At 73.4% G+C, this 13,070-nt stretch carries 7 protein-coding genes; 2 read left to right on the forward strand and 5 right to left on the reverse strand.

Annotation, left to right across the window (positions count from 1 at the left end; genetic code table 11):
- Positions 1-7: 7 nt before the first annotated feature.
- From ACFC96_RS26665 to ACFC96_RS26685, 5 genes are all read right to left on the reverse strand, one after another.
- Positions 8-2,221: a CDP-glycerol glycerophosphotransferase family protein gene (locus ACFC96_RS26665; RefSeq protein ID WP_376614475.1), complete on the reverse strand. Its 2,214-nt coding sequence runs from the start codon at positions 2,219-2,221 to the stop codon at positions 8-10.
- Positions 2,222-2,369: 148 nt separating this feature from the next.
- Positions 2,370-3,251 carry a carbohydrate ABC transporter permease gene (locus ACFC96_RS26670; RefSeq protein ID WP_376256742.1) on the reverse strand — a complete coding sequence of 294 codons (882 nt, stop codon included), beginning with the start codon at positions 3,249-3,251 and terminating at the stop codon, positions 2,370-2,372.
- Positions 3,248-4,606 (reverse strand): carbohydrate ABC transporter permease, encoded by a 1,359-nt coding sequence (locus tag ACFC96_RS26675; protein WP_376614477.1) that lies wholly within the window; start codon positions 4,604-4,606, stop codon positions 3,248-3,250. The genes ACFC96_RS26670 and ACFC96_RS26675 overlap by 4 nt, the downstream gene beginning before the upstream one ends.
- 9 nt (positions 4,607-4,615) lie before the next feature.
- Positions 4,616-6,019 (reverse strand): ABC transporter substrate-binding protein, encoded by a 1,404-nt coding sequence (locus ACFC96_RS26680; protein WP_376256738.1) that lies wholly within the window; start codon positions 6,017-6,019, stop codon positions 4,616-4,618.
- Positions 6,020-6,230: 211 nt separating this feature from the next.
- Positions 6,231-9,575 carry an FHA domain-containing protein gene (locus tag ACFC96_RS26685; protein ID WP_376614479.1) on the reverse strand — a complete coding sequence of 1,115 codons (3,345 nt, stop codon included), beginning with the start codon at positions 9,573-9,575 and terminating at the stop codon, positions 6,231-6,233.
- 404 nt (positions 9,576-9,979) lie between these two features.
- On the opposite strand from ACFC96_RS26685, the gene ACFC96_RS26690 reads away from it, so the two are divergent.
- Entirely contained in the window at positions 9,980-11,632 is a 1,653-nt protein-coding gene (locus ACFC96_RS26690; protein ID WP_376614481.1) for a protein kinase, read from the forward strand.
- 137 nt (positions 11,633-11,769) lie between these two features.
- Positions 11,770-13,002 carry a serine/threonine-protein kinase gene (locus ACFC96_RS26695; RefSeq protein ID WP_376614483.1) on the forward strand — a complete coding sequence of 411 codons (1,233 nt, stop codon included), beginning with the start codon at positions 11,770-11,772 and terminating at the stop codon, positions 13,000-13,002.
- Positions 13,003-13,070 lie beyond the last annotated feature (68 nt).

Consider the following 13,070-nt stretch of genomic DNA (forward strand, 5'->3'; position numbering starts at 1 on the left):
CCGGGGCTCAGGAGCGTGGGCCGACCGGCTCACCCGCGGGCACCCGGCGCGGCCCGGCGAGCGACACCTCGGGCAGGGACCGCGGCTCCTCGCCGAGCACGATGTGCCGCACGACCCGCTCGGCCGCCCGCCCGTCGTCGTACGGGCAGAACCGCCGGCGGAACGCGGCCCGCAGCTGCGCCGAGCGCGAGCCGCGCCAGTGCCCGGTCGCGAAGATGTCGATCAGCTCGTCCTCGCTGCGGGCGACGGCGCCGGGCGGGGACGCGCGCAGGTCGAAGTACGTGCCCCGCGAGGCCTCGTACGCCTCCCAGTCGTCGGCGTGGATCACGATGGGCCGGTCGAGGTGGGCGTAGTCGAACATCAGGGACGAGTAGTCGGTGACAAGGGCGTCCGATGCCAGACAGAGCGACTCGACGCTCGCGTGACCGGAGACGTCGATGAGGCGCCCGGCGCTCTGCGCGAGGGGCGCCGGGTGAAGCGGGTGGGCGCGGGTCAGGAGGAAGAAGTCCCTGCCGAGCCGGCGCAGCACCCGCTCCAGGTCGAGGGCGCAGGACTGGGTGCGCCGGTAGTCGCGGTGGGTCGGCGCGTACAGGATCGCCGTCGCGCCCTGCGGGATGCCGAGGCTCTCGCGGACGCGGGCCACGTCCCGTGAAGTCGCCCGGTGGAACGCGTCGTTGCGCGGGTAGCCGTACTCCAGCGTCGTGTACGCGGACGGGTAGACGCGCTCCCACACGAGGGTGGAGTGCCGGTTGGCGGACAGGACGTAGTCCCAGGTGTCGGCGGAGCGCAGGAGCCGGCCGAAGTCCCGGCCGCGGGCCGCCGCCGGATGGTCCTGGAGGTCGAGGCCCATCTTCTTCAGGGGCGTGCCGTGCTGGGTCTGGATCACGACCTGCCCGGCGCGCTTGACCAGCCTGTGGTCGAAGTCGACGTTGTTGACCAGGTACTTGGAACGGGCCAGCGCCGTCCAGTAGGCGGCGGTCCCGGGACTCAGGGCGCGGGTGCCGGACGGCAGGGTGTGGTGGTGCTCGGGCTCGGCGATCCACGCGGTGGCGACGTGCGGCGCGTACGTGCGGAAAGCGGATTCCAGCGCACCCGGGTTGCAGCCGTGGCCGCGCCCCCCGTAGCTGGAGAACACGGCACGGTCCGCACGCACCGGGAGGCGCAGCTGGACGCGGTAGTGCGCCTGGAGGGCGGCCGCCCGGACCGCGCGCCGCAGCCGGCCCGCGAGCCCCCGGACCCGCCGCACGCAGCGCATCGCCGCGGCCAGCGACCGGTACGTGCGATGCGAGCCGAGCCGCACCAGGCCGTGCCGGAGCCGGTCGCGGGCGGCGACGGGCGCGCCGGGGACGCGGTGGCGCCGGTAGTGCGCGCGGGCCCTGCGCAGGAAGTCGGGGCGGGAGCCGCGCGGCAGCCGGTCCGGGTGCGTGAACACCGTGGCGAAGTGCTCGACCATCCGCCGGAACAGCAACGGGCCCCAGGCCTGAGCGAGTTCGGGATGTGTGTCGAGGAAGGCGAAGACGCGGTCGTACTGGTCGAAGACGTCGAAGTGCTCGTGGGACGTGGTGCCCAGGATGTTGCCCCGGCGGCGCTGGCGGTAGTGGACGCAGACCCGGTCGAGGGTGGCGATCGTCCGCGCCGACATCAGGACCGGGTAGGTCCAGGGGGTGTCCTCGTAGTAGCCGGGCGGGAAGACGAAGCCCTGCTCCTCGATGAAGGCGCGCCGGTACGCCTTGTTCCAGGCGACCATGAGGAGCTGGAGGATCTCGGGCCGGTCGGCGAGCGTGAACGGTGCCGGTCCGTCCTGCGTGAGACGGTCCGCGTACTGATTGCGCACGGCCTCGCCCGTCCAGTACGTGCGGGCGTAGTCGTAGACCAGGACGTCGGGGCCGCCGGTCGCCTCGATGCGGTCCGCGATCGCCTGGAGCGCGCCCGGTGTGAGGGTGTCGTCGCTGTCGAGGAAGAGGACGTAGTCGCCGGTGGCGTGTTCGAGACCGGCGTTGCGGGCCCGGCCCAGCCCCACGTTCTCCCGCAGGCGCACCGTCCGCACCCGCTTGTCCCGCGCCGCGAACTCGTCGGCGATCGCCCCGCTCGCGTCCGGCGAGCAGTCGTCGACCGCGATCACCTCAAGATCGGAACACGACTGTTCCAGGACGGATTCGAGGCACGCGTGCAGGTAGGCCTGCACCTTGTACACGGGGACGATGACACTGAACCGGGGCAAGGCGAATCCATGGGTCGGCGCGGGCAGACTGCCCGGCAACGGCCGATGGAGTGATCCGGTTACGCCAGTTGTGGCATACGGGGGACCTCGTCAACCGAAGAGGGGCGAACCGTGACCGGTCCGCCCCCCAATTCGCCTGCGGATGAGGCTATTTCACCGCTCCCGCCATCACACCGGACACGAACTGCCGCTGGAAGGCGAAGAACACGGCCAGCGGGATCACCATGGAGATGAAGGCGCCGGGCGCCAGGATCTCGATGTTCCCGCTGAACTGCCGCACCTGCTGCTGGAGCGCGACCGTCAGCGGCTGCGAGCCGGAGTCGGAGAAGATCAGCGCGACCAGCATGTCGTTCCACACCCACAGGAACTGGAAGATGCCGAGCGACGCGATGGCCGGTCCGCCGAGCGGCAGGACCACCGTCGCGAAGAGCCGTGCCTCGCCCGCGCCGTCGAGCCGTGCCGCCTCCAGGAGTTCACGGGGTATCTCCGCGAAGAAGTTGCGCAACAGGAAGATCGCGAACGGCAGCCCGAAGCCGACGTGGAACAGGATGACGCCGATGATGCTGCCGAAGATGCCGATCTTCCCGAAGAGTTCGGAGAGCGGGATCAGCGCGACCTGCACCGGCACCACCAGCAGCCCGACGACCGCCATGAACCAGCCGTCGCGGCCCTTGAAGTCCATGCAGGCGAAGGCGTATCCGGCCATCGACCCGATGATCACGACGAGGAGCGTCGCCGGGACCGTGATCCAGATCGTGTTGAACAGGGCGTGGGTGATCTCGTCCTTCTCCAGGAGCGACTGATAGCTCTTGGTCGTCAGCTGCGCCGGGGCGGTGAAGACCTTCCACCAGCCCGACGCGGCGATGTCCGTCGGATCGCGGAACGAGGAGACCAGCAGCCCGAAGGTCGGCACCAGCCAGAACAGGCCGACCACGAGCAGGAAGACGCGCAGCGCGCCCCCCGCCGCGCCGCTCGCGATCCGGGCGGCGAGCGAACGCTTGGCGCGCACGGACGTGTCGAGTGCGGTCACCGCTGACGCTCCTTCCGCAGCCGGCGGATGTTGACCCACATCACCGGGAGGACGAGCAGCAGGAGCAGCACGCCGATGGCGCTGCCCGCGCCGAAGTTCCCCTGGCCGCCGAACGCGGACAGGAACAGCTGGAGGGCCAGGACGTTGGCGTCGTCCTGGGACGGCTGCGGGGCGATGATGTAGATCAGGTCGAAGATCTTCATCACGTTGATCATCAGCGTGACCAGGACGACGGTCAGCACCGGGGCGAGCAGCGGCACGGTGACCTTGCGGAACACCTGCCACTCGTTCGCCCCGTCGACGCGCGCCGCCTCCAGGAGGTTGCGGTCGATGCCCGCGAGCCCGGCCGCGATCAGGACCATCGCGAAGCCCGCCCACATCCAGGCGTACGCGCCGATGATCGACGGTGTCACCAGGGCCGGGCCGAGCCAGTCGACGCCGCCGTAGGCGGTCGCGAAGTTCGATCCCGGCAGCCGGAGTCGGGCGCCGTCCGCCGTGCCGGGCAGGGTGAAGGTGCCGTCGGCTCCGCTGGTGGTGGACGCGACGACCTTGCCGCCTCGCACCGCCTCCACCTTGACGCCCTTCAGGGCCTTCTCGCCCGCGTCGACGACGCCCTTCTCGCCGCCACCGCCGAGCTTGAAGTCCAGCCAGACCGTGCCCGTGACCTTGTCGCCCCCGGCGCGCGCCGCCTTGGCGTTCTGCGGGTTTCCGGGCACCTTGCCGGGCGCGATGCCCACCAGCGGCAGGAACGCCGGGGTGCCGGCCCGCGCGGTCTGCTTCGTGGTGAACGACCCGCCGCCGGACGCCTTCAGATCACTGCCGATGGCGGGACGCGCCTTCGGGTAGACGGAGGCGTCCGTGAACGCGTCGTGCACGGACGTGACGATCGCGTTGGCCGCGCCCTGGTTCGGGTCCTGCTCGTAGACCAGGCGGAAGATGATGCCCGCCGCCAGCATCGAGATCGCCATCGGCATGAAGACGATCAGCTTGAACGCCGTGCCCCAGCGCACCCGTTCGGTCAGCACGGCGAAGATCAGGCCGAGCGCCGTGCACAGGGCGGGCGCCACGGCCACCCAGATCGCCGTGTTCCTGACCGCGATCAGCGTCTGGTCGTCGCGGAAGATGTCGACGTAGTTGTCGACGCCGACGAAATGGGAGCCGCCGGAGTCGTAGAGGCTGCGCCAGACCGAGTACCCGATCGGGTAGACCACGAGCGCGCCGAGCAGGACGAGCGCGGGCAGCAGAAACAGCGCCGCCACCCACGGCCGGGTCCCGATCACGCTCTTGCGCGGTGTCGCGGACGACGCCGGCGGCAGTGCGCCGGCGCCCCCCGCCTTCGCCACGGAGGACGACATACCGCGCCGTCAGCCGTTCTTGTACGCCTTGGCGGCGTCGGCCTCGAGTCGGCGCTGGGTCCCCGCGACGTCCTTCGGGTTCTTCAGGAAGTCCTGGAGGCCCTTCCACTCACCGACGCCCTGCGTGCCGCCGAACGCCGCGGGCGCCTGGTCGGACATGTCGAAGCGGAAGTCGTCGCCCGCGGCGAGCAGCGCCTTCGCGATGTCCCGGGTCACCGCGTCCTTGTACTTGGAGGTGTCCATCTCCTTGTTCGGGGAGATGTAGCCGCCCTGCGCCGCCCAGATCTCGGCCGCGTCGGTCGAGGAGAGGAACGTGACGAGGGCCTGGGCGCCCTTGCCGCCCTTGAGGGCCACGGCCACGTCACCGCCGCTGACCACGGGGGGCTTGTCGCCGACCGCGGGGAACGGGAAGACCTTGGCGTCCTTGCCGACCTTGGCCTTGGTGTCCGCGTTGATGTTGGCGGTCACGAAGTCGCCCTCGTAGACCATCGCGGCGGGGGTGTCACCGGAGAACGTCTGCGTGACGGACTTCGGGAACTCCGTGCCGAGCGCGCCCTTGCGGCCGCCCGCGATGAGGTCGTCCTTGCCCCACAGCTGGGCCAGCGTGGTCAGCGCCTCCTTCACGGAGGGGTCCGTCCACTTGATCTTGTGGGCGGCGAGCTGGTCGTACTTCTCGGGGCCCGCCTGGGAGAGGTAGACGTTCTCGAACCAGTCGGTGAGCGTCCAGCCGTCCGCGCCGCCGATGGAGACCGCGGGGGAGCCCGCGTCGGACAGGGTCTGCGCGGTGGACAGGAAGTCGTCCCACGTCGCCGGGGTCTTGGAGATCCCGGCCGCCTCGAACGCGGCCGTGTTGTACCAGACCAGCGACTTGTTGGCGGCCTTCACATAGACGCCGTACTGCTTACCCTTGTACGCCCCGAGGTTCTTCCACCCGGCCGAGAAGTTCTTGTCGACCTGGGCCTGCGCCTCGCTGCCCAGCGGCTTGATCCAGCCCTTGTCGGCGAACTGGTGCAGCACGCCGACCTGCGGCAGGAACGCCACGTCCGGCGGCTTGCCGCCCTCGATCTTCGTACTGAGGAACGTGGCGGTGTTGTTGCCCGTCGGCACGAAGTTGACCTTGGCGCCGGTGCGCTTCTCGAACTCCTTGAGGACCTTGGTGAAGTTGTCCTGCTCCGGCCCGGTCCAGACGGCCGCGACCTCCAGGGTCTGCCCGTCGAGCTTGGGGAGCTGGACGGAGGCGCTGCTGCTCTCGCCGCCGCCGCTCTTGTCCTTGCCGCCCTTGGCCTTGCCGTCCCCGCCACCACAGGCGGTCAGCGTCAGCGCGAGGGCGCCCGCGGTCAGAGCCGCCGCGGCCTTCGCCGCCCCGGACGTCCTGGACGCCCTTGATGTCGTGCGTGTACGAATGCTGCGCATCGCTGCCCCGTTCTCGTCCCGAACGCTGAACGTACGTCCCGAACGCTGAACGTACGTATGCGCGCTGTCTCGTGGCGTCTGGTTCTACGCCCGGCCGGGGACACCCGGCAAGGGCGCCTGCCGGGTCAGCTCGAAGATCGTGACGGGGTCGTGATGTCGGCCTTGAACATGGGGAGTTGAGAATTTCCGGGCCGTCCCGCCGGGCGTGCCGTCACAGGAGCGACGGCACCTCCCGGGCCGCGACGGAACGGGCGGCCCGCTCCAACGCGCTCGCCAGCAGGGCCAGATCGGTCGGCCCGTTCCCGAGCTCCCTCACCGGACGACGGGTCGGCGGGTCACCCATCCGCGTCCAGTCGAGCGGCACCACCGTGGGCCGCTGCGTGGCCGTACGGGGGATGCGCCCCGTGACCCGGCCCGCCTGGAACGCCAGCTCGCGGCCGTCGGCGCCGGAGAGCCTGCCGCGGCCGGGCGCCGGATCGTCGGGACCGCCCGACGGGGCGTCGAGCACGACCCGAAGCGCCACACCCCACGCCGGCTCGGAACCGGACGCGCGGGCCGCGACCAGATGCACCCCGAGCCGCTCGCCGTCCCGGACGACGGCCTCCAGGGCCCGCACGACGGATCCCGCGGCGGGCCGCCCCGGCGAGCCGAGCGGCGGCGAGAGCAGCGCGTCCAGGTCGTCCACCAGGACGACGAGCCGGGGCAGGGGCGGCGCCGGGTCGGCCTCCTTGCGGGCGGCGGCGGGCCGCAGGCGCATGGTCGAGCTGGGCGGCGCCTCCAGGTCCGCGGCGCCTTGGTCGGACGTGCGGGGCGGCGCGGGGCGCTGGGCTACCAGACGGCCCGACACCTCACGCTGGGTGTGCCACTCGGCGAAGTGCACCCGCCCGAGGATCTCGGCGCGGCGCTTCAGCTCGGCGGCGAGCGACTGGGCGAACTCCCGCATGCGCACCGGGTCGTTGGCCGTCAGATGGGTCGTGACGTGCGGCAGGTCCGTACAGACGCGCAGCCCGTCGCCCCGGTCGGCGCCCGTGCCGTCCCGGCCGTCGACGAGGACGAGCCCGAGCCGGTCAGGGCGCTCGGCCGCCGCGAGGGAGGCGGCGATCGAGCGCAGCAGCTCCGTACGGCCGCTGCCCGCCGGGCCCTCGATCAGGAGATGGGGGCCCTCCGCGGCCAGGTCCACGACGACCGGGCCGCGCGGCCCGGCGCCGAGCACGGCCCAGACGCGCCCGCCGAGCGCCTCCGTGTCGTCCCCGGCGGCGGCCCAGCGGGCCATCAGGGATGCGGGTGTGGCCCGCGCGAGCCCCAACTCGTCCAGGAGGCGGGCGATGTGGGGCAGGGGAGCCGAGACCCGGGGGTGCGGCTCGCTCGGGCCGCTGTCGGGACGCAACGGGGCGAGGGCCCGCGCGAAGCGTTCGGCCCAGGCCGCCGACACCGCGTCGATCGCGGCGACCGTGCCGTGCCCGACGACCTGGCCGTGGGACGTCCGCATCAGCCGCAGTGCCGTCGCCACGTCCCCGCTGAGCAGCGCGACGGCGCCGCACGACTTGAACGCGGGCGACACGGCGCACGCCATCTCATAGGTCTGGGTGACCGGCGACGCGGGCGAGGACGCGGGGGCCTCGGCGAGACAGATGACGTGTATCCCGGCCCGGCCCCCTTCCGTCGCGAGCCGCACGGTGGCCTCGCGCAGCCCGGCCGACCCCGGGTCCCCGTCGACGACGAGGACGGTCAGCGGGCCGGTCCAGCGGTGCCCGGCGCCGGGTCCCTGCGCCGTCGCGGGCGGCCGGGTCTCCTCCGCGGCGGGGTGCCCTGCGGCGTACTCCGACGGGCGCCCGTCCCGGTCCGTGGGGGGCCTGAAATCCCCGTGGCCGTCCGCCACGGCGTCGGGCCGGCCGCCCGCACCCTCGTGCCCGTACGGCCCGGACGCGGTCATCCGGCCACCGCGCTCCCCGGCGTCGGCGGCTTCACCCGAACGGGACCTCGGCACCATGGGCCCGAAGCCGGCCTGCTGCCGCCCTGCGCGGGCCGCCGCCGTCCCGGCGTCCGGGAGGCGTGACGCATCGGCGATGTGGTCGTCGAGGCGGCGCAGGAGCTCGCCCGTGCGGGCCACGGCCTGCTCGCGGTCGTACGCGAGGAGGAGCCGGCAGTCCTGGCCGTGCGCGGGACGCAGATGGGGGAGCCAGCCGAGCCAGGACCACTCGGCCGCGCGGTCCTGCACGCCGCGTGACCGGTCGGTGCTGACCAGGACGATCTCCAGCACGTCCGGCGAGTGCAGCGCCGCGAGCTGCGCGACGACGGAGCGTGCCACGCCCGACAGCCGCGCCCGCGGCCCGGCGATACCGAGCGCGCCCGCCTCCCGCAGTCCCACCGTCACCGGCACGCCGGGCAGCAGCCCCGTGCGGTCCGGGGACGTCCGGTCGTCCGTGCCCAGCCGCACCGCGAGCGCCTCGGGGTGCTCGGGTCCGCGCTCCCAGAGCCGGGGCCCCGGGCCGAGCGCGGTGAGCAGCAGCGCGGCGGCGTCGGGCCACGCCTCGGCGGATCCCCTGGCGGACGGCGAGGCGGGCGCGAAGGTCTCGGGGACGTGCGGTGCGCCGTCGTGGGCGCCGGTGTCGTACGGAGACACGTCCTCGCCGGTGCGCCCGCCGGCCAGGCGCCGCGCCCAGGCGCCGAGCCCGCCGCGCCTGCGCTGCTCACGCGGCAGGGACGTCCCGCGCGCGGGGGTGACGGTCGGTGTGCTCTCGACGGCCGGCGGCCCGCCCTGCTCGGGCACGACGGGGCCGGAACCGGCGGAGAGCGCGGCGGGCCCGTACGCGTGCCGGGTCTCGCCCGCGAGAGCGGGATCGGCGGACGGGTCCTCGGAGGCGCCGGCGTCCGGGGCCGTCACGCGCACGTGGCCCTCGCCGTCGGGCGCCGTCCGCAGGACGGGCCCCGGGGAACCTGAGAATCCGGTGAAAGCCGGGGAACCCCCGGCGCCCTCGGCGGCCAGCCGCAAAGTGGACTCGCCGAGGCGCAGGAGGGCGCCGGGGGCGAGCCGGGCAGGGCGGTCGCCGACGGGGCCGCCGTCGACCGTCGTCCCGTTCGTCGAGCCCAGATCCGTGACCGTCACGCGGCCGTCGGTGCCGAGTGTCACGGCGCAGTGCATCCGGGACACGTCGGGGTCGTCGAGCGCGACATCGGCGTCCGCGGAGCGGCCCACGCGGATCTCGCCGCCGTGCAGCAGATGCACACCGCCCGCGTCGGGCCCCGCCACCACGTGGAGCTGCGCCGCGGCGCCCTCGATCTCGGGACCCGGCTCGGCGGGAACGCCCAGGGACAGCACGGCCCCGTCGGTCAGCGGCGGCTCGCCCAGCGTGCACCGCTGTCCGTCGAGCCGCTCGGGTCCCGCGTAGAGAATCGCCGTGCCCTCACCGCCCGCGACGGCCGCCACCAGGGCGGAGGCCACCGCGGCGAGCGCGGTGCCCGCCGGGGCGGTGACCAGCACGTCGCACGACGCCGCGCGGGCTTGCGGGTCGGGGCGCGTCCCCAGGGGGTCTACGACGGTCAGCCGGATCTGCATCGCGTCAGCGGTCCCTTCTGCGCGGGCGCCCGGGAAGGGGCTGCACCGCGGTCACCCCACCGCAGATCCCCCACCGCACAACGGGCACGTAGGCCAGTACGAGAGGCATCCTCGCACTTGCCACCGACAACACGCCCGTCGGCCACCCGTAAGTGATCTTGATTGGTCGGCTCTGCCCGCAAAAGTGCCTGCATGATGCCGCTTGGGACCGCTCACGCCCTTGCCGGCGGCAACCGACAGCCCGCCCCGAGCGTCTTTCCGTCGAACGCGGCTCCGGCGGGCGAGGGAGTCGCGGAAGATCAACAGACAGTGGGTTGTTCGACGGCACTACAGTGGGTCGGAACACCCGAGAACGAGCAAGACCAAGCAGTACGCCAGTACGCAGCAAGCAGGGAGCGCATGACGTGCGGCCGGTAGGCAGTAAATACCTGCTCGAGGAGCCGCTCGGACGCGGCGCCACGGGCACCGTCTGGCGGGCCCGCCAGCGGGAGACCGCGGGAGCCGAGGCGGCCGTCGCCGGGCAGCCCGGCGAGACCGTGGCGATCAAGGTCCTCAAGGAGGAGCTCGCCAACGACGCGGATGTCGTGATGCGCTTCCTGCGCGAGCGCTCCGTGCTGCTCCGCCTGACGCACCCGAACATCGTGCGCACCCGCGACCTGGTCGTCGAGGGAGAGCTCCTCGCCCTCGTCATGGACCTGGTCGACGGACCGGACCTGCACCGCTATCTCCGCGAGAACGGCCCCTTCTCCCCGGTGGCCGCGTCCCTGCTGACCGCCCAGGTCGCGGACGCGCTCGCGGCGAGCCACGCGGACGGCGTCGTGCACCGCGACCTGAAGCCGGCGAACGTCCTGCTGAAGCAGGACGGCGGTGAGATGCACCCGATGCTCACCGACTTCGGCATCGCCCGCCTCGCCGACTCCCCGGGCCTGACCCGCACGCACGAGTTCGTCGGCACGCCCGCGTACGTCGCGCCGGAGTCCGCGGAGGGCCGCCCCCAGACGAGCGCGGTGGACATCTACGGCGCCGGAATCCTGCTGTACGAGCTGGTCACGGGCCGGCCCCCGTTCTCCGGTGGCTCCGCGCTCGAGGTCCTGCACCAGCACCTGAGCGCCGAACCGCGCCGCCCGTCCACGGTGCCCGACCCGCTGTGGACGGTCATAGAGCGCTGCCTGCGCAAGAACCCCGAGGAGCGCCCCAGCGCCGAGAACCTCGCCCGCGGCCTGCGCGCCGTCGCCGAGGGCATCGGCGTGCACGCGAACTCCGCGCAGATCGCGGCCGCCGAGGGCGTCGGCGCCCTCCTCATGCCGGACCCGGCGCCCGCCCAGGTGCCCGGCGCGCCCGGCGCGGCAGACCCGACGCAGGTCCTGCCCAACAACGCGGGCTCGTACGACCCGAACGCGGCGACGAGCGTCATGCAGTCCACCGGCACGGGTGACGCCGATCCCACCTCCGTCCTGCCGAACCGGGGCGCGGCCGACCCGACGGCCGTCATGCCGCCGGTCCCGTCTCACCAGCCGGGCGCGAACCCGGACGACCCGCACCCCTGGCAGAACCAGATGCGGGCGGCCCGCGACCGCAACGAGCAGACGCAGGTCCAGTACCTGGACCCGAACGACGACCCGCTGCGCCGCCGGCCGCAGCGCCAGCAGGGGCGCCCGCAGCAGCAGCCCCAGCAGCCGCCTCAGCAGCAGTACGCGCCCCAGCAGCCCCGTCGGCAGCAGCAGCCCCAGCGGTACGCGCCGCAGCCCCAGCAGCAGCAGTACGCGCCGCCGCAGCAGCCCCAGCAGCCCCAGCGGCCGCAGCCGCAGGCGCCGCAGCGTGAGCCGCGGCAGCGCAGCGCGAACCGGATGAAGATCCCGGGGCTCGGCTGCCTCAAGGGCTGCCTCTTCATGATCGTCATGCTGTTCGTGGTGAGCTGGCTCGTCTGGGAGTTCACCCCGCTCCAGGACTGGATCGGCACGGGCAAGGGGTACTGGGCCCAGCTGTCGGACTGGTACGACACGGTCACCGGCTGGATCGGCGACCTGGGCAGCGGCAGCGGGGGTTCGGGCAGCTGAAGTGAGCCACGCGCGCCCGGCGTTGGGCGTGATGTTGGAGATTTGTCGACTTCCAGAGGGTGATTTCCCCCGCGGATGTGATGGTTGGCGCCCGAGCCGCGTAGCTTGGGCGCCAACACGCGTCTGTAGGAGCAGTCTTGGCACGGAAGATCGGCAGCCGGTACACCGCGAACCAGATCCTGGGACGCGGCAGCGCCGGCACGGTGTGGCTGGGCGAGGGACCCGAGGGGCCCGTCGCCATCAAGCTGTTGCGTGAGGACCTGGCCTCCGACCAGGAGCTCGTGGGCCGCTTCGTCCAGGAGCGCACGGCCCTGCTCAGCCTCGACCACCCGCGCGTGGTCGGCGTCCGTGACCTGGTGGTCGACGGCAACGACCTGGCCCTGGTCATGGACCTCGTACGGGGCACGGACCTGCGCACCCGGCTCGACCGCGAGCGGCGCCTGGCCCCCGAGGCCGCGGTCGCCATCGTCGCGGACATCGCGGACGGGCTCGCGGCCGCGCACGCCGCCGGGATCGTGCACCGCGACGTGAAGCCGGAGAACGTCCTCCTGGACATGCAGGGCTCCCTCGGCCCCGGCGGCTCCCACCCGGCGCTCCTGACCGACTTCGGTGTCGCCAAGCTCATCGACTCCCCGCGCCGCACCCGCGCCACAAAGATCATCGGCACCCCGGACTACCTCGCCCCCGAACTCATCGAGGGCCTCCCGCCGCGCGCCGCCGTCGACATCTACGCCCTGGCGACGGTCCTGTACGAGCTGCTCGCCGGCTTCACGCCCTTCGGCGGCGGCCATCCCGGCGCGATCCTGCGCCGGCACGTCACGGAGACGGTAGTCCCGCTCCCGGGCATCCCCGACGAGCTGTGGCAGCTCGTCGTCCAGTGCCTGGCGAAGGCGCCCGCGTCCCGTCTGCGCGCCTCCGAGCTGGCGGCCCGTCTGCGCGAGCAGCTGCCCCAGCTCGCCGGGATGGCCCCCCTCGACGTGGACGAGCCGGACACCGAGCCCGACCCGGAGCCGGAGGCCGCCCCGGCCGCACCCCAGGCGCCCGCCGCCCGCCGCGGCGCCGTCCCGCTGGTCCCCGGCGCGACCCCGGCCGACTCGAACAGGGACACGCACACGTCGATGCGTGTTCCGGCCCCCGACGAGCTGGCGGGCGGCGCCCGAGGCACTGCCCGCGCCCCGCGCGCGGCCGGAGCGCCCCGCCCGGGTTCGGCCCGCCACCGCGCCTCCGCCCGGCGCCGGAGGATCACGCTCGGCGTGGCCGGAGCCGTCCTGGTCGTGGCGGCCGGTATCGGCACGTGGGCGGCCGTGGGCGACGACGCGGACGCGACGCCGGGCAAGAACCCCGGGCAGTCGGCTCCCGCCGCTCCCTGAGGCGGCCCGGCAGGCCCCCGACCCCTCCCCGCGGCCACCAGGACCGGAGCACTTGCCTCAGCCGTTAC

This window comes from Streptomyces sp. NPDC055955, from assembly GCF_042270245.1.
Lineage (GTDB): Bacteria > Actinomycetota > Actinomycetes > Streptomycetales > Streptomycetaceae > Streptomyces.

Bases quoted from the DNA above. Each gene is read 5' to 3' on its own strand.
- ACFC96_RS26680 (WP_376256738.1), bottom strand. From the start codon at position 6,019: ATGCGCAGCATTCGTACACGCACGACATCAAGGGCGTCCAGGACGTCC.
- ACFC96_RS26685 (WP_376614479.1), bottom strand. From the start codon at position 9,575: ATGCAGATCCGGCTGACCGTCGTAGACCCCCTGGGGACGCGCCCCGAC.
- ACFC96_RS26675 (WP_376614477.1), bottom strand. From the start codon at position 4,606: ATGTCGTCCTCCGTGGCGAAGGCGGGGGGCGCCGGCGCACTGCCGCCG.